The 21203-nt window shown below is 59.5% G+C and carries 16 protein-coding genes; 10 read left to right on the top strand and 6 right to left on the bottom strand.

The annotated features are described in order from the left end of the window. From B5526_RS37750 to B5526_RS16840, 5 genes are all read left to right on the top strand, one after another. Nucleotides 1-1017, top strand: coding sequence for a hypothetical protein (locus B5526_RS37750; RefSeq protein ID WP_154071340.1), 1017 nt, complete (start codon nt 1-3; stop codon nt 1015-1017). A gap of 32 nt (nt 1018-1049) precedes the next feature. Beyond that, nucleotides 1050-2222 carry a hypothetical protein gene (locus B5526_RS16855; protein ID WP_079539698.1) on the top strand — a complete coding sequence of 391 codons (1173 nt, stop codon included), beginning with the start codon at nt 1050-1052 and terminating at the stop codon, nt 2220-2222. Nucleotides 2223-2233: 11 nt separating this feature from the next. Then, entirely contained in the window at nt 2234-3307 is a 1074-nt protein-coding gene (locus B5526_RS16850; protein ID WP_244562319.1) for a formylglycine-generating enzyme family protein, read from the top strand. Between the two features lie 222 nt (nt 3308-3529). After that, nucleotides 3530-3883 carry a response regulator transcription factor gene (locus tag B5526_RS16845; RefSeq protein WP_079545061.1) on the top strand — a complete coding sequence of 118 codons (354 nt, stop codon included), beginning with the start codon at nt 3530-3532 and terminating at the stop codon, nt 3881-3883. Nucleotides 3884-4131: 248 nt separating this feature from the next. Continuing rightward, the gene (locus tag B5526_RS16840) at nt 4132-5925 is read left to right on the top strand and encodes a sensor histidine kinase (RefSeq protein WP_172842061.1); all 1794 of its coding nucleotides are present in this window, start codon (nt 4132-4134) and stop codon (nt 5923-5925) included. Between the two features lie 796 nt (nt 5926-6721). Here B5526_RS16840 and B5526_RS16835 read toward each other — a convergent pair. Then, a complete protein-coding gene (locus B5526_RS16835; protein WP_172842060.1) occupies nt 6722-6913 on the bottom strand; it encodes a hypothetical protein in 192 nt (63 codons plus the stop codon). A gap of 1360 nt (nt 6914-8273) precedes the next feature. Beyond that, complete coding sequence (locus B5526_RS16830) at nt 8274-8537, bottom strand: metal-sensing transcriptional repressor (RefSeq protein ID WP_079539691.1); 264 nt, start codon at nt 8535-8537, stop codon at nt 8274-8276. Nucleotides 8538-8916: 379 nt separating this feature from the next. Here B5526_RS16830 and B5526_RS16825 point away from each other — a divergent pair, with 379 nt between their 5' ends. From B5526_RS16825 to B5526_RS16805, 4 genes are all read left to right on the top strand, one after another. Next, nucleotides 8917-9276 carry a hypothetical protein gene (locus tag B5526_RS16825; protein WP_079539689.1) on the top strand — a complete coding sequence of 120 codons (360 nt, stop codon included), beginning with the start codon at nt 8917-8919 and terminating at the stop codon, nt 9274-9276. Nucleotides 9277-9478: 202 nt separating this feature from the next. Further along, a complete protein-coding gene (gene hisE / locus B5526_RS16820) occupies nt 9479-10009 on the top strand; it encodes a phosphoribosyl-ATP diphosphatase (protein ID WP_079539687.1) in 531 nt (176 codons plus the stop codon). A gap of 119 nt (nt 10010-10128) precedes the next feature. Continuing rightward, on the top strand, nt 10129-11820 hold the full coding sequence (locus tag B5526_RS16815) for an NRAMP family divalent metal transporter (RefSeq protein ID WP_079539685.1): 1692 nt from the start codon (nt 10129-10131) through the stop codon (nt 11818-11820). Nucleotides 11821-12229: 409 nt separating this feature from the next. Beyond that, nucleotides 12230-14221 (top strand): carbohydrate porin, encoded by a 1992-nt coding sequence (locus B5526_RS16805; RefSeq protein ID WP_079545060.1) that lies wholly within the window; start codon nt 12230-12232, stop codon nt 14219-14221. An 847-nt stretch (nt 14222-15068) separates the two neighbouring features. Here the strand turns inward: B5526_RS16805 and B5526_RS38665 are convergent. From B5526_RS38665 to B5526_RS16780, 4 genes are read right to left on the bottom strand one after another with little or no spacing between them, the layout of a single operon-like run. Beyond that, nucleotides 15069-15320, bottom strand: coding sequence for a hypothetical protein (locus tag B5526_RS38665; protein ID WP_197688447.1), 252 nt, complete (start codon nt 15318-15320; stop codon nt 15069-15071). Further along, entirely contained in the window at nt 15317-16495 is a 1179-nt protein-coding gene (locus B5526_RS16790) for an ABC transporter permease (protein ID WP_079539678.1), read from the bottom strand. The genes B5526_RS38665 and B5526_RS16790 overlap by 4 nt, the downstream gene beginning before the upstream one ends. Next, on the bottom strand, nt 16492-17715 hold the full coding sequence (locus B5526_RS16785) for an ABC transporter permease (protein ID WP_079539676.1): 1224 nt from the start codon (nt 17713-17715) through the stop codon (nt 16492-16494). Before B5526_RS16785 ends, B5526_RS16790 begins: the two co-directional genes overlap by 4 nt. Nucleotide 17716: 1 nt before the next feature. Next, nucleotides 17717-18700, bottom strand: coding sequence for an HlyD family secretion protein (locus B5526_RS16780; protein WP_079539674.1), 984 nt, complete (start codon nt 18698-18700; stop codon nt 17717-17719). Between the two features lie 478 nt (nt 18701-19178). Here B5526_RS16780 and B5526_RS16775 point away from each other — a divergent pair, with 478 nt between their 5' ends. Continuing rightward, on the top strand, nt 19179-20810 hold the full coding sequence (locus B5526_RS16775; protein WP_079539672.1) for a class I adenylate-forming enzyme family protein: 1632 nt from the start codon (nt 19179-19181) through the stop codon (nt 20808-20810). Nucleotides 20811-21203 lie beyond the last annotated feature (393 nt).

Here is a 21203-nt window from a genome sequence, read left to right as displayed (position 1 = left end):
TTGACGCTGCACGCCATTACCCCGGAGGCGATGACGAGTTACAGCGATCGCCTGGTCGCGCTGTTTGCCGAAGGCGGTGCCTTTCGGGAGATCTGGCGTGCTGACGGGATGGCGTTGATGGAAATGAAGGACGGCGAAGCAGTCCCCACCTTCAAGGTTCATTTCGGCTATACCGACGGCATCAGCATGACGACAATTCGCGGCGGTCCGGAACGATATCCGCCTGATCATCAGCAGCCCTGCGAACCCTGGCTGTTCGTGCTGCGGGACGAAGCCGAGAATTATTTCGTGCCGGAACCTCGTGAGCTCGGCTTGAACGGCAGCTTTGCCGTCTTCAAGATGATCAAAACCGACGTCGTCAAATTCGAGAATTACCTTCAATCGAATAAGGATAAGATCGACCCTGAAATGCTTGCCGCCAAGATCTGCGGACGGTGGCGCAACGGCGTTCCTCTTATGTTGTCGCCAGAAACGGACAACCCGTCAGGCGGGATTCCACCAGAGCAGTTGAACAATTTCGAATATGTGAACGCGGATGGATCGGGTGATCCCAGGGGTCTGCGCTGTCCCGTTGGCGCGCACATGCGCCGCATTAATCCAAGGGGTCAGCCTGTCACCGGCCAGGGGCAACCCGGCGGAAGCAATAACACCCACCGGCTGATCCGCCGCGGTCTGCCATATGGGCCAGCCTACGATCCTGCGCGACCCGACGACGGCATCGAGCGCGGCCTTCTCGGCTATTTCATCAACTCCAGCATCGAGAACCAGTACGAGTTTGTGCTCGGAAACTGGGTCAACGATAGCGAATTCGCCGGCGCGGTCAGGCTTCATCCCAAATCCAAAGACCCGTTGATCGGCACTCAGGACCCGGCGGCGAGCATTTTCGTCATTCCGCACGCCAACGGCGCACCGCCGATCAAGCTCACGGGATTCTCAAGCTTCGTTACGACGAAAGCCGCCGCGTACTGCTTTCTGCCAAGTGTGACCGCGATCAAGTTTATCGCCCGGTTGGGATGAGGCGTGATCCGGCGTCTCGTGGGAGACTTTCGATGGTGTTGCTGACCAGATGGTTTGGAGTGACCGAGAGCGATGCTGACCGGAACCCCTTCCGCGAAAAGGCCGATATTGAGGCGATCGTCGAGAAATCTCTCTTGATGCAGACGAATGCTGCCGCGAAACAGCAACGAGGGCTTTGCCGTGGAACCCACGCAAAGGGTGTGTGCGCCCGAGCCCAGTTCGACGTACTTGACGTAACGGCCGGACGCCAGCCGGCGCTGGCGAGGCGGCTTGCGAAGGGGATTTTCGCAAAGCCTGGCGCTTATCCCGCGGTGGTGCGATTTGCCAACGCGGACGCCAGCGTAAACTCCGATTTTAAGCCCGACGTAAGGTCGTTGTCTTTCTCGGTCGACCTCGCTCGGGATGACACCGCAGGTCCTGACGCAAAGCCTGGTCGGCAGGACTTCTCGATGCAAAACGCAACGACCCTGCCCATCAATGACTCGCCCGCTTTTCTGGCGACTATCGGCGTGTTGACGGCATCAAACCCAGTCCTCGGTCTGTGGTCCCTGCCGTTCCAGGACAAGCTGAGAGTGGTGAGAACGCTCGCTTTGGCGGAGATACAGGCGCGCCAGACCATCAAGCCCTACCAACAGCTGCGCTACTGGAGCACCGTCCCTTTTCGTCACGGACCGACCGACGTCGTGAAGTTTTCGGCCACGCCATCCCCGAACAATCCGGCTTGCCCTCTGGAAAAGAGCAATCCGAAGGGCCTGCAGGACGAACTGATCCGGCACCTCAAGGAGGATGGCAAAATGAGCAGCTTCGACTTTGGGGTCCAGTTACTCGACGCCGACAATATGACGTACTGGGGCAAGCGTCGGGATGCCAGCTTCTGGATCGAAAACGCCAGCGTCGAGTGGAGCGAAGCGGAAGCGCCCTTCCATACGGTCGCGAGGCTTACCCTGCTGCCTGGTTCGCAACTTCCGCCGGAAGAGAGTGAGACCATCTATTTCGACGTCACCGGAAATTCGACACCTGACAGCGCGCCTCTCGGAAGCATCAATCGGGCCCGCTGGCCAGCAGAGGTTGCCAGCCGAAGAGCCCGCATGTGCGCGGACAGTCGGGCCGCAGGAGGGTGTCGAGATGCCGACAGTGAGTCGAAGCATCCGGGGAGCCGCTCGCTAGATGAAGCCAGCGGCGGCAGCCATCAGTCGGCGCATTAGGAGTAACGAGCATGGTTTCGCTAAATTGGCCGCTCTGGGTTCGTTCTGTTTTGGCTGTGGGTGTTTGCGCTGCGGCGTTTGCTGGTGCGATGATCTGTGTGTCCGCGACCGAGGTCACGAAAAAGCAGGAGCGAAAAGCAGAAATCGGCAGTTGCGCCGCTTACTCCGGGCTCCCTTTGGGCGACGGTGAGACTGCGGGAATGAGCTTTGTTCCAGCGGGCACCTTTGCGATGGGCTCCGATCAACATCAGCCGGAGGAGCGGTTTACCCACATTGTGCGCGTCGACGGCTTCTGGATCGACCGCCACGAGGTGACGAACGCGCAATTCAAGAAATTCATCGACGCGACCGGTTATGTGACTTTGGCCGAGCGTCCGGTCGATCCCAAGAGCCATCCTGATTGGCCGCGTGAGTTGCTCGTTCCCGGCTCTATCATGTTTGTGCCTCCGAAGGATGCGAAGGGCGAAGACGGTCGATGGTGGCAATATGTTGCCGGCGCTAACTGGCGCCAGCCCGGCGGCCCGGCAAGTTCGATCGTGGGCAAGGAAAACCACCCCGTGGTTCATATCGCCTATGATGACGCCCTTGCTTATGCCAAATGGCTCGGCCGCAGCTTGCCAACGGAAGCGCAGTGGGAGTTCGCGGCGCGCGGCGGCCGTGATGGCGAAGACGACTGGAGCAGCGCGTTCGATCCGGAAGGCAAACCGATTGCCAATACCTGGCAGGGTATCTTTCCGGTGCTGAACACGAACGATGATGGCTTTGCCGAAACAGCTCCGGTGGGATGCTTTCCCCCAAACGGCTATGGCCTTTACGACATGATCGGCAACGTCTGGGAATGGACCAGCGATTGGTACAGATCGGGTCACTCGAAAGCAGCGGCAACCAATCCGATCGGTCCTGAACGCGTCAGCCTTCGTATTGCGCAAGGGCAAACGGCGAGCCGAGTCATCAAGGGCGGCTCATATTTGTGCTCGATGAACTATTGTTCTCGCTATCGCCCCGCCGCTCGGCAGCCCCAGGAAAACGACCTTTCGGCGGCGCATCTGGGTTTTCGTACCGTGCTCAACCGACCAAATCCCTGACCGCCTGGCGTCATGGTCGGTGACGGCCGAGCTCACGCAGGCATCGGCAAATGTCAGCCTTGCGGTGGATTTTGCATAGCGTCGTAGCAGCCGCTGCACGAGTGTGGTCTGCACGCGCAGGTAAATCGCCTACGCATTCAGCTGCGAGGTCGTATCTCCGCAGATCGCTATCGATTGTTCGCCATCGCCAGCGAACTCTTCTTTATTTGGATCAGCAATCGCATGCGCACCATAGCTGTCATTGATGACAATCCGAGCCTGCTAAAGGGTCTTGGCCGTCTGCTGGCAGCGCACGGCTTCCGCGTTCAGACATTTACTTCCGCAGAACTGTTTCTTGAGAGCTTCGCAGAGTGCGGGGCGGATTGCCTTGTTCTGGACATTCACCTCGGCGGGATCTCAGGCATCGATCTGCAACGGCGGCTGACGTCATCGGGTACGGATCTGCCGGTGATTTTCATGACGGCGATCGATAACGAAGCCACCCGTCAGGAGGCATTTGACGCTGGCTGCATTGCGTATCTTCGGAAGCCGTTTTTGGCAAATCTGCTCATTGAGGCAATCAAAAAGGTCCCATGACCAGACCTAGCCGTTGAGATCTACGATAAAACGACAGGGCTACTTACATTGTCTCATCACGATACACCTGCTGCGCGAGCGCCTTGATCGAATTCCCGCAATTAAACCTCCCGCAATGCGAGCGTTCAGATTACAATGGATGCAACCGGCGCGCACTGATCCAATCCCGCGAACACTCATACTCTTGATGGCTTCGCTGACAGATGAGATCCCGGATACTCTTTAGTGCGATTGTGCTGCTTCTCGCCATGACCGGCGAGGCACTCTCCGAGTCCAAGCGGGTTCTGCTCCTGCACTCCTTCGGCCGCGATTTCGCGCCATGGAGCGAGTATGCCAGGGCCTTCCGAGAGGAATTGGTTCGGCAATCGCCAAACGCCATAGACCTCTACGAGGCGTCTTTGGCGACCGCTCGCTTCGCCGATGATCAAGAGGGACCGTTCGTCGGCTATTTGAGCGCTCTTTTCAGCGAACGTCGGCTCGATCTGGTCGTGGCCATCGGTGGGCCGGCGGTCAACTTTGTCCAGCAACATAGGCAGCAACTGTTTCCTTCCGTGCCGGCGCTGTACACGGCTTTTGAGAATCGCCGAGTCTCGCTCAGCGGACTCACGGCGAACGACGCGGTGGTCGCGGTCAACAACGATTTTCCCGTCATCATAGAAAATATGTTGCGGGTACTTCCCCAAACCACCGGTGTTGCAGTTGTTCTCGGTGACTCTCCCCTCGAGAAATATTGGATGGAACAATTGCGCACCGATCTCCGACGATTCGAAGGGCGAGTCTCGTTTACGTGGTTGAACGATTTATCGCTTGAAGAGATGCTCCAGCGCGCCACTGCGTTGCCACAACGGTCCGCTATCTTCTTTGGGCTGTTTTCGGTTGATGGGGCAGGAGTTCCCCACGAAGAAGGGATCTTGACCCGTCTTCATGCGGTCGCGAACGCGCCGATATTTACCCATTCCGACGCGTTTTTTGGTCAAGGGATCATCGGTGGACCACTTATTTCGGTTTCATCTGTAAGCCGAGAAGCGGCTAGTGTCGCCATGCGCATCATGGGCGGAGAAGCACCGGGAGATATCAAGACGCCTCCGATCGGATATGCGACGCCAAAGTACGATTGGAGAGAGCTGCAACGCTGGAACATCAGCGAAGGCAGTTTGCCCGCGGGGAGTGAGATCCACTTTCGCCAACCCGGTTTATGGGAGCAATATCGGCCGCAAGTGACCATCGGCGTTGCTGCACTGCTGTTGCAGGCCGCAATCATCTCTTGGTTGCTGGTCGAGCGTCGCCGCCGCCATTTCGCGCAAGCTGAAGCAACCAGTCGTCGCCGCGAGGTCGTCCGATTGAACCGGGTGACGACGGCAAATGTACTGTCGTCATCCATAGCACATGAACTCAACCAGCCTTTAGGAGCGATCCTAAGCAACACCGAAGCCGCGCAAGTCCTGCTAAAGGCCGATCCACCTGACCTCGGCCAAATCAGCGAAATTCTTTCGGATATTGTCAGGGACGAACAGCGCGCGAGCGAGATCATTGCCGGCTTGCGGAATTTACTGAACGACAGGAAGGAGGGCGATCTGCGAGCGGTCGACCTGAATGACACCGTTCGGGACGTGGTCAAGATTGTTTCGCCTGAGATAGAAAGGCGGGGAGTTCTGTTGCGTACCGTACTTGCCCCACAAGCGTTGCCGGTACGATCCGATCCGATCCATTTGCAGCAGGTGATGATCAACCTGGTGATGAACGGTATCGATGCCATGGACGGCGAGCCCGGACCACACAATTTGACGGTCAGGACCCGTCAGAATGCCGAGGCCGACGGCGTCGAAGTGCGAATATCGGACTCTGGAAAGGGCATACCAAACGACAAAATGGCAAGCATCTTCGATGCGTTCGTCACAACGAAGCCGCAAGGGACGGGCTTGGGACTTCCGATCGCGCGCACGATCCTTGAAAGTTATGGCGGCGACATCTCGGTCGAGAACCGCCAGCGCGGCGCGGTGTTCTCGTTCAGGCTTCCATTGGCGAAGACGAAAGTCGGCTAAGCTGCGGCGAAACAGCGACTAACCGGTCGGGTCAACGGGAACATAGAGAAAATTCCTGCCGGCGGTGGCTCCGCTCAAATAATGTACATTCGCTTCGCTGAAGAAAGTGCGCGACTGCAGCCAGTGCGATCACCCCTGGCATCCAGCCGTTTGGCGCGGGCCATCGTCGCCGAGAATTTTGCTTGCAAGCGCTCTTGGGCCCGTTTCACGGAATCGGGTGTTGGCTCGTGACCCAGTTGTGCGCCAACCGACTGGGGCGCTGTCAATCCCGCGTTCGGATTTCCGGCAGACTGGCGGATGGCGGCTTCAAATCGTGCAATGTCTTCGCTGCAAGGACCGGCTTGAGCGACGGTTGTGTATAAGCAAAGAACCGTGCAAACGATTGCAGCCGTTGCTTCTCGAAGTTTTGTCATCCGGTGCCCCTCCTGATGCCTCAACGTAGCATCGTCGCAGGCCGGGGCGCTATAGGCCAACCTGGCAGGTTGGGCCGGCTCGGTCCGGCCGAGACAATGCTCAAGACAGCTGCCGCCGTCACTCCCGCGAGAGCCGCACGCCACTCTCGCGAAAGTGCCACCCTGAGTTCGGCATCGGCCACTTGCGGCTTGCGAGAAATCGGAACCTCGCACTTCGTTCGGCCGAAATGCCGCAATATTGCGCAAGAAGCAGCAATATCGGACAAGCGATTACAAGTCCGCGTTCTTAGATCCGAACCGTCGACCGGAAGGTTCCGCGCGAGCAACTGATCGACAAATGTCCTGGAATAGAGGTGGATGCGGGAAGCATCTCGAAGAGGTCGTCAATGTTGCGCAACGCCATAAATGTTCTCGCAATTGTCCTTGTTCTCGGAAGTTCCGGATTTTCCACGAGCGCATTTGCCCGCGGCGGCGGTTTCGGTGGCGGTAGCGATGGTTTTCGCGGCAATCACTTTGGCGGCGTCGTCGCTGATAGTCCCGGTGACGGCCATGGCGGTTACGATAGCCGGGCCCACGGTCTTCCTGGCCGCTCCCATCCGTATGGAGGCCGCGATGTGTGGGGCCACTGGGGCGCATATTATGGGCCGATGGTTCCTGCGCTCTGAGCGGAACTCGACGTAGATAACTGCTCGCGCCCTAGGGTGGATGTCGGACGTTGTATAACTCCCCCAGAGTGTGGGCTATCTATCTCGATGCTCTCCTTTCTCTCATCTCTAGACCTATCGCGAAGGCGTGCTCCTCGGTCTTAATTTGATCGTCTCTCGCAGCGGACGCGGAAACGCCTCTGAGCCTTGCTGCTATCGTGTGGCTGCAAAAGCGGGTCGCAGTCACAGCAATGGTTTGAAGGGAACTAAGTGGACTTCCCTGTGGCTCCAAAAGCCGAGCCACCTCTTGATGCAGACAATCTTCCCGGGCATTTAATTCGGCCTGGCTAAGGATGGATGAGTCTTGACCAAGGTCAGGTGATGAGTCGGTTCTGCACGATGCGCAAAGCACGGCTATCGTCAACACGGAGAGAAGGTTGATGATCCGCGGTCCCATTCTCATGATGCACCACAGAAGATGGCGCTGCCCTTGCTCGCTTGGACAAATGCGCTTCAGTAGAATTTATTTCGAACCATAGTAGGCCGGCAGTCAAGCGCTCCCTATGCAATTCCGGCAAGATTTGAGCCGATTGCAGGGGCAAAGTGAAATTTAGGGCGGAGTTTTGCTCGCTGCCTGATTTTGCATAGTCGATGCTGCGAAGGCCTCAAATCTCTTTCAGCACTGATCACTCGCTACCTGATCATTCGCTACCTGATCATTCGCTACCATGTGGGAGAGCAACATGAAGATGAAAGCGATTATTCGAGCCGCGGGTTTAAGCATCACCATAGCTCTCGGTCTCGTCATCTTTGGTGGCGGTCAGAGCGAAGCATACTATCGAAATGGCGTAGCGGGATGCGGTCCGAGGGGTTGCGCCGCGGCTGGCTGCGGTCCGCGGGGATGCGGGGCAGTTGGAGTAGGAAGGTATGGCTATCGCAGAGGAGCCGTCGGAGTGCGCCGCTATTGACAGCCGTTGGGGGCACGTTTCAAAGGTGCGATGCTCCGCCGGAGGCTGTGATGCGGTTGGAGAGCGGACGTCTATCAAGCGAGACACGGCCGCTCGCATCGCCACCAGGTGACTTCAAGCCATCAACGCAATCTCGATGGCCGTCAAGGCATCCCGACGCCCCTCCCTTAACTTGCGGCATTAAGCTGACACCATCGACGCCTCAGCGCTTCCGATACTATGAAGCGAAGCCGCCATCCGGTTTCTGGCTGGAGGAATTCGCAGCACACGCTCGAGAAGAATGCTATTCCGACGTTCCACGCAGCCGCCCCGGCTGAAGTCCGTCATAGATATTTGGCAATCAGTTTGAACTCTTTAAGAGCGCGGCCCGAAGGGCCCGCGGTCTTCAGCGGCCGTTCCAGACAATTGCTGATATGATCATGGATCAAGGCTTTCTTGGCGCTCTCTATCGCGCTCTCGACGGCCTGCAATTGCTGGGCAATCAGCAGGCATGGTCTGTCACTTTCGATCATTTCGATGATGGTCTGAAGGTGACCGTCGGCACGCTTGAGGCGTTTGATGATCGCCGGATGGTTCTGGTGGGGCATGTACTCTCAAATCCTCCTATGGGGATAATATAAAGGCGCTCAATAACCCCCGTGGGGGATAGCATATATCCCCCACGGGGGATAAAGAAAGACGCTTGACACGGATTTATGGCAGGCGTATTGGCCAATCATTGCTTGGAACTAATGGTTCCCTGCAAGACGTCCGACCTCATGGTTCAACCCTAACGACGAGCAGTCCCGAACAACACATGGGCAGTACCACCTTTGGCAGCGCCGGCCCGACAAGAGTCGGGCTCGTGATGCCGCAGAATATCAAGATCAACCGCGCCGGCTGTGGCTGCGTGAGGGTGATGGTCGCTCCTAGCTGACTGTCTCGCTCACCGGCCTGCCGCGCTAAACGCGGAAGTGGAGGTGAGCGATGTTCAAAAGACTCGCAAAATCCGGACTTGTTGATTTCCACATTGCAGACTTCAGGCTCGGAAGATTCCGGCCTCTGCAGTTGCGGCACCTTGTGTTGCGCGGGGCCGGGCTCGTCGACGATACCCATTCCAATGACAACCTTCCGGGTCTTCGCCGCCCGAAGGGCCGGCGGCGGATTCCATCCCCGGCGCTGGCTTGTCATTGGATCAATCGCAATGGCCGGCTGGAATGCCGCTGGCAGATCGAGCCAAACGGCGAAGCGGCGATCGGCGACTTCGACGAACGCCGTACGCTCAGCCGCGCGCCCGGCCAGTTGTCGATGCAACGCCGCGGCCGCCGCTTGGCACTGGCCGAATAGATTAAGGGAGCGACATGGACGAAGGACCTAGATGTCCCGCCGCCCACCGTTCCGGTGCCGCGACGGGAGCCCCTTCAGGGAACAATCACACAGAGTTTCGCAAGGCCGTGATCCCATCCGGCCGAGGTGGCGTGGGCGCCTAGCTCCTCCGCTCGCCTCGTGCCGTGGATGACCGGCATCGAGGTAACGACGGAGACAGAGGATGACCGACGCCAACAAGCTTTCTGACCTGGAATATCCCGATTTGCAGAGCGATGGGTCTCGCCCGCGCAAGACACGTCGTCGCAGTGGCAGCCCGCGCCGGACCCGTGCCTTGCTCGCGCAACCCACTGGATCGCCCCCGCGCGAAACCGAGAGCCCGCTGGTGCGGGATTCAGTTTGCGTCGCCGCGCCGCCAGGTCCGCAGCGGAGCGAACTCGACCGTCTCTATCAATCGCTTTCCGATGTGACGCCGGAGAATCATCCGCGCACAGCGCGGCTGCTCGCTTCGAGCGTCCGCAAGACCGCTCAAAAGGTCATCGAGGAAGCCGGCGAAGTGGCACTCGAGGCCGTCAAACACCACGATCGAGGCATCGTTCGAGAGAGCGCCGACCTGCTCTACCACCTCGTGGCGCTGTGGCATCGCGCCGGCATCGATCCATCGGATGTATGGATCGAGATGCGCTGCCGCGCCGACACATTCGGAATTGCCGAAAAGTTGCCCAAAGCGCGCAACGACCGTCGCAATCCGTAACGGCAAACAACCGCACGTGAGGAATAGCGCTCAGCCGCGTGACAGAGCGCATCTCGCCCTTTCCCAAAACTCGAAACGTCGGGCCAGCAGCCAAGACCAAGACTGAACAGGAATGAATCATGACTGTCGCAAATGAACTGAGTCCACAAACGATTGGCAACCACACCGGCGCACCAAAAATCCAGACCGCCGTGCTGGACAAGGCCCATCTCGGAGACATCCATGGCGCCCTCGGCAGCATCGCGGAAGACGATTTCGCACCGAGGTCAACCTTGAGCGCACGGCTGAAGACCCTGCTTGCCATTCTGGGACCAGGCCTCATCGTCATGGTCGGCGACAATGACGCTGGCGCCTTCGGTACCTACACTCAGGCGGGTCAGAACTACGGCACGACGTTGCTGTGGACGCTGGTGCTGCTAATTCCGGTTCTTTACGTGAATCAGGAAATGGTCTTGCGTCTTGGCGCCGTCACCGGCGTCGGCCATGCCCGGCTCATCTTTGAGCGGTTCGGCAGATTTTGGGGCGCGTTCAGCGTCATCGATCTGTTTATTCTCAACGCCCTGACGATTGTCACAGAGTTCATCGGCATCACGCTCGCGCTCGACTACCTCGGAGTGCCGAAGCTGTGGGGTGTCGTGGCGGCCGCTGCGCTGGTTATGCTCGCGGCAAGCACCGGCAACTTCCGGCGTTTCGAGCGTTTTGCGCTGATGCTCGTCCTGGGGAGTTTCCTGATCTTTCCCGTCCTCCTTTTCATCCACCCGCCGGCGGGTCAGATGATCCGGGACATGATGGTGCCGAAGATGCCGCAGGGGGCGGCACTGAACGAAGTGATGCTACTCATCATCGCCATCGTCGGCACGACGGTCGCGCCCTGGCAACTGTTCTTTCAACAGAGCTACGTCGTCGACAAAAGGATCAGGCCGCGTTTCATCAAGTATGAGCGCATCGATCTCATGATCGGCATCGCGATCGTGATCGCGGGCGCAATGGCGATCATGGCGTTCACTGCCCAGACGTTTGCCGGCCGCCCGGAATTTGGGAATTTCGTCGATGCGGGCGCAGTCTCCGCCGGCATGGAGAAGTATTTCGGGAAGGCTCCCGCGATATTCTTCGCACTGGCGCTGCTCGATGCCTGCATCATCGGAGCGTCCGCTGTGTCGCTGGCCACTGCCTATGCCCTCGGCGATGTATTCTCCTGGCGGCATTCCCTGCACCGCAAGCCGACCGAGGCGAAGGGATTCTATGCCATCTATTGCGGCCTCATCGTCCTCGCTGTGGTGCTCGTCCTCACTCCGGGCGTTCAGCTTGGGCTGCTGACCAGCGCTGTCCAAACGCTCGCCGGCGTATTGCTGCCAGGTGCTACCGTGTTTCTTCTGCTGCTTTGCAACGACAAGCCGGTGCTCGGTCCGTGGGTCAATTCGCGCAAGCTCAACCTTTTTACCGGCGGCGTCGTTGCGGTGCTCGTGATGCTCTCGGTCATTCTGACCGGATCGGTTCTCTATCCCGGCATTTCCGACACGGTCATCTTGAGCATCCTGATCGGGGGCAGTGTGATTGGCCTCATAGCGGCTCTGGGTGTCGCATTTGCGCAGCGCCGCTTGAGGAAACCGGAGGCTGGAAACGTCAGGTCGATATCCAAGGCAGCGAAGGTCGCCAGTGACCATTGGCGCATGCCACCTTTGGAACAGCTGCCGCCGGCGCGCCTTTCGCTTGCATCCCGCATCTGGATGATTGTGTTGCGCGGCTACCTCATCGTCGCCGGCAGCCTTGTCCTGCTCCGCATTTTCCAGCTTGCGACGTCGGGCGCGTGATGAGGGCCTCGATCGCAAGCGCGAGACGATGGGGTGCCGTCGGGGCGTTCCGCTTGGCAAGCAGCGTCTTGCGCTGCGCGATGAGCCTGCACCGGCAGCGCAGGATCTCACGTCGCGGTCTTCGAACCTTCTTGTCTGCGACGCGATTTCTGGAACGGCTCGGGGCATTGCTGGCTTTCGGCCGCCGGTGGCCAAAGCGCAAGGAAGTCGAGAAGGACTTTCACGGCAAACGCCCCGGTTGATCACGCGACGATGCCTGGCGACGCGAGGCCGCCGGGTGGTTTCACGCCGCCCCGGCCTCGACGACACCGCCCTGTCCAAGGGCCGACCGCTTCAACCGCGAGCTGAGGCGTCGGACCAATATTGAATAACAGTCACCCACAAAACGATCAGAGTAATGAGAAACGTGATGAAGCGGATTTTTATAATTGGAAGCACGACGTCGGTTGTTCTTGGGTCTTGTCCTTTCGCGGCCGCGGCCGATTTGCCGGCGACCGTGCCGATCAAGGCGCCGGCTCGCGCCGCGATCTACAATTGGACCGGGTTTTATTTCGGAGGGCAGGTCGGCTACGGCCAAGGCGACCTTGGTCCTGGTGCCAATCCTGTTCCCGAGCAGGCGATATTTTTTCCCCACAGCCTCACGGGCCTGATCGGCGGGTTTCAGGCAGGCTATAATTTTCAATTGCCAAATCGAGTGGTGCTCGGCCTAGAGGTGGATGCGCTATTCACAAGCCCACGTGATCTTCCGAAGCTTGATCCGGCGCCATTCAATTCAACTCTGGAATACGCGGCGACGGCGCGGGGTCGGATCGGCTACGCTTTCGGAACGACTCTTCCCTATGTGACCGGCGGATTGGCATGGGGTCAAAGCAGGGTCAACATCAACGCGAATGACGGCATCACCCCGCTGTCGTCACAGTTTCTTCCGCACCTCGGCTGGACAGCCGGCCTCGGCATTGAAAAGGCCATTGGCGGCAATTGGACTGCAAAGGTCGAATACGACTATATCGACCTCGCACGCAGGACTTACGGTCTCGGCGATGCAATGCTTCCGGACCTCAACGTCGATCCCAGGATTCAGGTCATCAAGGTCGGGCTGAACTATAAGCTCGGGGACACGCTCTGGGCTTTGTCCCCTGTCGACGGGATGCAACTACCGGAATCGCCTGATTGGAATGTTCACGGGCAAACCACGTTCATTTCGCAAGCCTATCCGCGCATCCGCTCGCCCTATGAGGGCGCCAACAGCCTTCCGGGAGGCGGCCAGGGTCGAGAGACATGGACGGCGGATGCGTTTCTCGGATGGCGTTTGTGGGGCGGTGGCGAGTTGTATTTCAACCCGGAACTAGCGCAGGGATTCGGCTTGAACACCACGCTCGGGCTGGCGGGTTTTTCGAATGGTGAAGCGCAAAAGGGCGGCACGGATTTTCCGAAGATCCGCCCGCAACGCTATTTCATCCGCCAGACATTCGGCCTCGGCGGCGAGCAGGAAGAGGTTGCGGACGGCCCGCTTCAACTTCCCGGAAAACGCGACATCGACCGCGTCACGCTGACTGTCGGGCGATTTGCCATTACCGACTATTTCGACGGCAACTCTTACGCAAGAGACCCGCGCGCCGATTTTATGAACTGGTCGATCTGGTCGTCGGGCGCCTATGACTTCCCAGCCGATCTGCCGGGATTCACACGCGGCGCGGTGATCGAACTCAATCGCAAGGACTGGGCTGTGCGCGCTGGCCTGTTCCAGGTTCCGTCAGCACCCAACAGCGATGTTCTGACTTCCAGGGGCGGTGGCGCAGTCGTTGAACTGGAAGAACGCTACGCGATCTCAGATCAGCCCGGTAAACTCAGGCTCGGGGTCTTTGAAAACCAGGGCAACACCGCCAGCTATCGCGAGGCCCTGGCCATCGTGGCGGCCGATCCTTCGCTCGACATCAATGCCACGACGGCGAGCATCCGTCATACACTTCCCAAATATGGCTTCTACGCCAATATGGAGCAGGCGATCACCCAGGACATCGGCATTTTCGCCCGCGCCAGCTGGAACGACGGCCAGAGCGAAATCCTGTCGTTCACCGACATCGATCGTAGCCTTTCAGGCGGCGTCTCGATCAAGGGCAGCTCGTGGGGACGGATGAATGACACAATCGGGATTGGAGGAGTGATCAACGGTCTCTCCAGCGCGCATCGTGACTTCCTTGCCGCGGGGGGCATCGGCTTGCTGATCGGGGATGGCCAATTGAACTATCGCGAAGAGAAAATCCTCGAGGCATTCTATGCCTACAATTTCAACAGATGGAGCACGCTGACGTTCGACTATCAGTTCGTGGCCAATCCCTCCTACAACGCGGACCGCGGGCCAGTCTCGATATTCTCGGCACGAGCGCATGCTGAGTTTTGAGGAAGTCGTCGCCGTTCATTTCGACAAGTTTTATTGGGTCAACGAGGCCGCCCTTTGCTCGTCCGAGGGGTGCCTGCATCGCGTCCTTGTCGCGAGGCATGGCAGCGCGCAGCGGAAACTTCGGCGAGGACGAGTCCGCGAAATAGATCCGTCCCTGGGCGCGGGCCGCCGGCGATGAATCTAATTGCGCTGGAACGCATCATCTTGCGAGCCCGCGCGGATGGGTTCGCTGGCTGCCCGCTTAGGTTTTGATCTTCCCATCACCGCATGGTGCAGGGCTTATGCAGCGTTTATGCGAAGGCCTGCCCACCAATCTCGAATTCCTATGAGAACGAGCGCATCTCCCAACCATGCAGCGACATGCAAGACAAAGGAGAGACGATCGTGATTACAAAACCACTGATCTTGGCGACGTCTGTGATGGCGTTAGTGGCGATTTCGGGCAGCGCTTACGCTGGTGCTACAATCTCTGATAAGAGGTATTGGCCCAGCGAGGCCAGGCTCTCAAGCCAAACGGTCATGCAGCGGCCGCAAAGTGCCTTCGGCGCCGCAATGGCGCAATTTACCGAAACGGTGGGACGCCGCTACAGTGGCGGTCCAAAATCCGCCGATTGAGCTTGCGTTTGGAATTCTTGCGGTCTGTCTCGTCAGAATTGAGTGCGAAGTGACTCAAATTCTGCGCGACAGGCCTCGCTGAAATCTCGAAGAAGGTCGATCGTCCCGCTATTGACCATTTGCCGCAGTTCAAGGAACGTCTTGTTTGGTACAAGATACGTATCGATAAGTTTTCGCGCGACTAGCTCCGCGCTTTCAACGACCTTTGGCGAGGACAGGATGCGCATTCTGCCTACCTGACGTAAAGTTCGACCAGTGCCGGTATATCGGCTTTGTCGTGCTGAAGCGCGTCGATATAGCATTTCGAAGCTACCTCGATGAATTCTTTGTAGAGTTCTTGGCGGCGAAGCTTGTCCTGCGCAAGCCGCTGCGCCCTTGCCTGCGCGTGTTGAGTCATCCACGACGCGAAGACAGATGTAAGTCCGCCTATGGCAGCGCCGGCGAGTGCCGCGAGTGCGGTAATTACGGATGCGTTCATCATCATGACGCCGGCGAAGTGTTCCCGGATACGATGGGACCGGGCAGTCCGCCCCGAACGACCTGCAAAAGCGCGAAAAGATTGTAGAAAAAAGCCAAGGCCCAGAGCGTGAAAAATTCAGGATTGGCGGCGGAGAGCGGCGCGCCGAGTTGCGACAATTTCACGAAACCATCGATGGCTGATGTGCTTGGCACGAGTAGCGATACAAGCCTTATGAACGGAGGTATCGCCTCGGCGGGCCAGGAGAAACCCGCGACCATGAAGAGCGGAAGGCCGAGCGCGGCCAGAATGAGCGCCACCCGGATCGGCTTTCGAAAGATACCCGCTACCACAAAGCCAAGTCCCGCGACCGAGAGCACGAACGGAACGGCGAAAATCAAAATCGGCAGCGTTCCCCCCAACCGTGGCAAGCCGTACAGATAAGGCAGTACGATGAGGTATATCGGCAGGATCACGGCCTCCAGCGCGAGATAGGCGAGTAATTTGCCCGCAATGATCGCAGCCGGTAGCGGCCGCCGGCGCGTGCCGACTTCAGCGGGATCGGCGCCGGGCAAGGTACCGAGCAAACCGACACCCATCAATAGCATCTGCTGCAGAATGAGTACGAACGCCGCGGGCAATACGTAGGTGGCATAGCCGGCTTCGGGATTGAATATCGGCACCGCGGTCAGGGGCATCGGGTCCGACGCGGCGACGGCGATGGCCGGATCGACGCCGATGGCGATCAGGCGGGCGGTTTCGACCTCGGTACCGACGGTGCGCGCCACGGCCGCGACGGCCCCGGCCACACGCTGGTAGATCAGGAAATAACTGGCGTCGGCATAGAGCGCGACCGGCGAAGGCCGGCCGTGCAAAAGGTCGCGCTCGAAATATTGCGGGATCACCAGGATGCCATCGACCCTGCGCGCGTAGACCTCGCGCTCCGCGCTCGCGAGGTCCGGCAACAGCGCGGTAACCGCCACGTCAGGAGTGGCGTCGACCCGCCGCGCGAAGTCGCGGCTGCTCTCGGTGCCGTCGCGATCGACGACCGCGATCGGGACGTTGCGCAAGGCCTCATTCAAATAAGGCTGGGGATAGAACAAAGCATAGAACGCAGCGCCCAGGATGAGCACGGAAAAGGCCGGCTTAACCGTAAAGATGCGACGAATTTCATCCCGAAAAACCTGAAGAACTCCGCTCATGACGACGCCTCGGCAAGCGGCTGCGCTACACGGCGGTCTTCGCTCCGATGAGCGGACCTGTGCATGCTCTCCAGCTTCCATGCGGCAAGCCCGACGAGGCCGACCGTGAAAGCACCCAGGATCAACAGCGGCTTCCAGGAAAGGTCGACCGGTGTGCCACGCACAGTCTGGTCGATGCGAGCGGTCAGGTACCACGTTCCCGGCAACAGCTGGCCCCAGCCATAGGCAAAAGCGTTCATGCCGAGGCGTGGAAAACCGATCCCCATGAAGCCGAACGCAGGCGCCGTCACCAGGGTGCTGATGCTCACCGCGCTGAGCGTCGGCTTCAGCAGCAGCGCCAGCAGCGCCCCCAGCAGCTGACATGACAGGACGAACAGCAGACCCGCGATGATCAAGAGCCAGGGATGCCCGCGTAGCGGCAGTTCGAACACCTTAAACAGCAGCGTGTCCGACAGGCCCAGCACCAGCATGAATAGGATAGTGTACGGCAAGATCTTGCCTGCCATGGCCGGCCAAAGTCCGCCGCCCAGCGACCGAAGAATACGAAGGCGATGCGGCGTTTCGACATCGAGGCCGACGGAGTAGGCCGAGGTCGTCACCATGATGACCTGCAATATGCTCGGTATCAGGGCGGTCAGCAGGAAGTAGACATAGTTCAGGGTCGGGTTGAACAGCGGATGGGTCTGAACCGGAATCGGTTGCAGATCGGCTTCCGCAAAATCGAGCGGCTGACCCTGAGCGCTGCGCAGCGATAGCCGAATTCCTGCGGCCGCGGTCGGAACCGCGGCGTTCACTCCACGAACGGTAAGATTTCCCGTCGTCAGCGTTTGTGTGTTGTAGAAGAACACGACCTCGGGCCGCCGGCCGGCGAACACATCGCGCTGGAGATAGAGCGGCAGCATCAACAGCCCGTGGATTTTGCCGGACTGGATCAGACTGCGCCCTTCCGCAAGGTCCCCGACGCGGACCGCCACGGCGGTATCAGGGGTTGCGTCGACCATGCGGATGATGGTGCGCGACAGGTCTGAACTGTCGAGATCGAGCACGCCGATCGGCAGTCGCGTTGCCAATCCGGCGCTGAAGATCGCGGCGAGGAAAGCCATCTGGGCCAGCGGCACAATCGTCGCGAGGCCAAGCAGGAAAGGGCGACGCCGCAGCCAGCCGACCTCTCGCCAGAACACCTGCCGGAAGCCGGGTCGAATGCGACTGCGGGCCAGCATGTCAGCGCCCTCGATTGGCCCAAGAGACGATCGCGCTCATGCCGGGACGCAGGCCGTCGACCGGTTGCATCGGCAGCGCGCGAACTTCGAAGGTGCGGAGATCGAAATCACCGGTGGCGCGCGTCGCCCGCCACGCGGCGTATTGTCCCTGTACATTGATCATCGTGACCCGGACCGGAATAATCTGCGACTTCAGAGCGGGCACCATCAGGTCGAATTTGTCGCCGATCTTCAAGCCGCCGAGCAAATCCTCGCGCAGGTTGAATGTGAACCACAGGTTCTGCATGTCGATCATCGAGAACAGCGGCGCCCCCGGGCTGAAATTCTCGCCAAGCGCTGCGACGCGTGCGGTGACCTGACCGTTGATCGGCGAACGAATGGTGAATTCGGCCACGTCGACGTCACGTTGATTCAATGTAGCCTCGGCCTGCTTGACCTGGGCCGCAGCCAGCGTGCGTTCTTCCTTGCTGGCCCCCTGCGCCGCAAGTTGCAATGCAGCCTCCGCCGACTCGCGTTTGCGGGCCGCCATATCGAGATTGCGGGTTACCTCATCGACGCGGGCCTGTGGCGCGTTGCCGGTGCGCGCCAGCTCGGTCTGCCGATTGTAGGTTTCCTGCGCAAGCGTTTCATCGGCCTTTGCCGCATTCAGCTCAGCCTGGCGCGCCGCGACGGTCTCGGGCCGGATACTGTTGATCCGGTCCAGATCGGCCTTTGCGATCGCCAACGCGGCCTGAGCCGCGAGCCGGGCTGCGACCAGTTGCGGACTTTCCAGCTCGGCCATCACCGCACCACGCTGCATCGTGTCGCCGACATCAGCTTTCAAATTGGCGATCCGCGCCGCGACCCGCGGACTGATGTCGACCCGATCCGCCGAAACCTCCCCCTGAATGATCAGAGGCGGCGGCCGGGTCGCAAGCCAAAGCATTGTTGCAAACGCTGCGACGACAACTACCCCGATCAGCCAACGAACCGAATTCTTGCCCATCCTGGAGACCCCCACAAATCCGCTGGCATACAATGGAATCACGTCGATTAAGTCGTGTCGCTGCCGACTGAGCCGCCGAACGGGTCCATCGGCTCAATCGTATCATAGAAGTCGTAGGTCACCAGTGAGATCGGCTCATCGCGCCGTACGTTTGTCGGGTCAAGCTGAAGCTTTGGTGATTCGTCGCGGCACGGTGACCGGTGATAAGTTTGACATGGACGACGATCTTGCTCCTCATCGTGCACAGTCAGCGCTCCCCATGAGCTGTTTGCGATCATTCTCACCCATCCATTTTGATGCGTGCCTGCTAATAATCAGCAGAAGTCGGCGCCTCGCGATGTCGGCGCCATGTCCTGCCTTGTTTTCGCCCTGTGTTTGTTCGCTGGCCTACAATCGCAACCGTTTTCCCGAGACTGAAATAGCGCGGTAGCGCGGCCCGTCCAATTTGCTGCCTGCCATCAGCAACGGGAGATGCCAAATGAAAGTGACCCCAGCAGGTGCTTTGCTGCACCAGGTTCAATCTCGGCCAAAAAGTGCGGCATTCGTTTTTCACGAAGAAGTATGGACTTACGAGCGGCTTGCGGTCGAAGCCGAAAGCCTGGCGCGCGGCCTCGCCCTGCGCGGCGTCGGACCGGGTGATCGCGTCGCGCTTCACATGATGAACCGGCCCGAAATGATCGTCGCCTATTATGCCTGCTTTCGATTGGGGGCGATCGCGGCGCCATTGCGAACCGCGTTCAAGTTCGCCGAGCTCGCTCCCATTCTGCGGCGACTGAGACCGGCGCTCTACCTTGGCGAAATGAGCCTTTACGATAATGTCGCCCCGCTTGACGCCTCGATCCTGGCGCTGGACAAGCGCTTTGTCGTCAACGGGACCTTCGAGGACCACGGCGTCCAGCCGTGGGAAGCGTTGTTCGACGTCCCCGGTAACGAGAACTTGTCCGTCTCGCCCGGTTCCTACAAACCCGCGGTGCTGATCATCACCTCCGGGACCACCGGCCAGCCCAAATTCGTCGTTCATACGCCGACGACACTGGCTGAATCGACGGACCTGCTGATCAGGAATTGGGGATTGTCGGACGACGATATCATGATCGAGCCCTTGCCGCTGGCGCATATGGGCGGGTTCCTCACGTTGCTGTCCTTCATTCAGTTCGGCGCGCCTTTCGTGCTGCTCGAAAACTTTGACGCCGATATCGTCCTCGACACCATCGAGCGTCATCGCTGCACCTGGTTGGCCGGTTTTCCGGCCCAATATGCGGCAATGCTTGGGTGCCAGCTGGCCCGGCCGCGCAATCTGAAGTCCTTGCGAATTTGCCTGACCGGAGCGGATACCTGTCCGATCGATCTGCAGGAGCGTGTCACCGCGACCTTTGGCGCTCCGCTCTACAACGTCTGGGGTGCGACGGAAGTCATGGGATCTCTGACCTTCGGTCTGCGACCCGGGCCGGTCGTGCGGGTCCCCAAGGGCGCGAGGATCCGGTTGGTCGATGCAAAAGGCGCAGATGTCGGCGATGGTGAGGTTGGCGAGCTCCTGATCCGCGGCGGAAACGTCTTCGACGGCTACTGGAACGATCCAAAAGCGACCGGGGAAAGCCTGAGGGCTGGCTGGTATCACACCGGCGATCTGATGCGGCGCGGCGAGGGAGACGAGCTCTGGTTCGTATCCCGCAAGAAAGACATCATCATTCGCGGCGGCACCAACATCTCGCCCGTCGAAGTGGAGCAGGCGCTGGTCGCCTCGCATCCTGCCGTCAGGGAAGCCGCAGTCGTGGGCATACCGGATGCCGTACTCGGTCAACGCGTGTTCGGCTTTGTCAGGCTCGCAGACGGGACCAAGGACACGGTCGTCTCCGAAATCCTCGGTAACGTCGCGACGCGGCTTGCGTCCTACAAGGTCCCGGAGGGCCTCGAGATACTCGACGAACTGCCCCGCAACGCGCTGAGCAAGGTCGACCGCAACGCGTTGCAGGCGATGGCGGCCAAGACCGACAAGGCTGACAGGGCTGACAAGGCTGACAAGGCTGGCCGGGCGCTGATCGAAGCGATGGCTTTGCCGCCTAAACAGGCCGAGACGCGACCGCTCAGTCGCGCGGCGAGGATCGGCTAACCCCCTCCACACAAGATCCCATCTGAACCGAAAACGGCTGACGTCGGCGACATCGCGCGCCGGCTCAACGCCGAGACAACATGCGCCAAACTCGGGAGATCTAAATCATGCGAAACGTGATCAGGACAATTGTGTTGCTGGCTATGTTCGGCAGTCGCGTAACGATCGCGCAGACCGTCGGAAGCGTGACATCGTCGGCTCAATCCTCAAGTGCAACCGTGCCCTCATTGCGCGCGCCCACATTGCTCACGCAAAACACGCGATTGACGGGCGCGCCGGTCGGCCACCGCCAACCGCATGCGCGTGACGTTCCATCGGAGAACCCCGGCGATCTCGAGCATATCGGGGAGGAGGACGCAGCTGTGGATCGCAAGCTCAATATTTGCCGCGGCT

This window comes from Bradyrhizobium lablabi, assembly GCF_900141755.1.
Classification (GTDB): domain Bacteria; phylum Pseudomonadota; class Alphaproteobacteria; order Rhizobiales; family Xanthobacteraceae; genus Bradyrhizobium; species Bradyrhizobium lablabi_A.
The sequence above is the reverse complement of the archived record's forward strand: the minus strand, read 5'-3'. Positions and strand labels throughout refer to the sequence as shown.

What these genes read in the sequence shown, in the direction of transcription:
- B5526_RS16855 (WP_079539698.1), top strand. Translation starts at nt 1,050, where the DNA reads ATGGTGTTGCTGACCAGATGGTTTGGAGTGACCGAGAGCGATGCTGAC.
- B5526_RS16850 (WP_244562319.1), top strand. Translation starts at nt 2,234, where the DNA reads ATGGTTTCGCTAAATTGGCCGCTCTGGGTTCGTTCTGTTTTGGCTGTG.
- B5526_RS16845 (WP_079545061.1), top strand. Translation starts at nt 3,530, where the DNA reads ATGCGCACCATAGCTGTCATTGATGACAATCCGAGCCTGCTAAAGGGT.
- B5526_RS16840 (WP_172842061.1), top strand. Translation starts at nt 4,132, where the DNA reads ATGACCGGCGAGGCACTCTCCGAGTCCAAGCGGGTTCTGCTCCTGCAC.
- B5526_RS16830 (WP_079539691.1), bottom strand. Translation starts at nt 8,537, where the DNA reads ATGCCCCACCAGAACCATCCGGCGATCATCAAACGCCTCAAGCGTGCC.
- B5526_RS16825 (WP_079539689.1), top strand. Translation starts at nt 8,917, where the DNA reads ATGTTCAAAAGACTCGCAAAATCCGGACTTGTTGATTTCCACATTGCA.
- hisE (WP_079539687.1), top strand. Translation starts at nt 9,479, where the DNA reads ATGACCGACGCCAACAAGCTTTCTGACCTGGAATATCCCGATTTGCAG.
- B5526_RS16815 (WP_079539685.1), top strand. Translation starts at nt 10,129, where the DNA reads ATGACTGTCGCAAATGAACTGAGTCCACAAACGATTGGCAACCACACC.
- B5526_RS16805 (WP_079545060.1), top strand. Translation starts at nt 12,230, where the DNA reads ATGAAGCGGATTTTTATAATTGGAAGCACGACGTCGGTTGTTCTTGGG.
- B5526_RS38665 (WP_197688447.1), bottom strand. Translation starts at nt 15,320, where the DNA reads ATGATGATGAACGCATCCGTAATTACCGCACTCGCGGCACTCGCCGGC.
- B5526_RS16790 (WP_079539678.1), bottom strand. Translation starts at nt 16,495, where the DNA reads ATGAGCGGAGTTCTTCAGGTTTTTCGGGATGAAATTCGTCGCATCTTT.
- B5526_RS16785 (WP_079539676.1), bottom strand. Translation starts at nt 17,715, where the DNA reads ATGCTGGCCCGCAGTCGCATTCGACCCGGCTTCCGGCAGGTGTTCTGG.
- B5526_RS16780 (WP_079539674.1), bottom strand. Translation starts at nt 18,700, where the DNA reads ATGGGCAAGAATTCGGTTCGTTGGCTGATCGGGGTAGTTGTCGTCGCA.
- B5526_RS16775 (WP_079539672.1), top strand. Translation starts at nt 19,179, where the DNA reads ATGAAAGTGACCCCAGCAGGTGCTTTGCTGCACCAGGTTCAATCTCGG.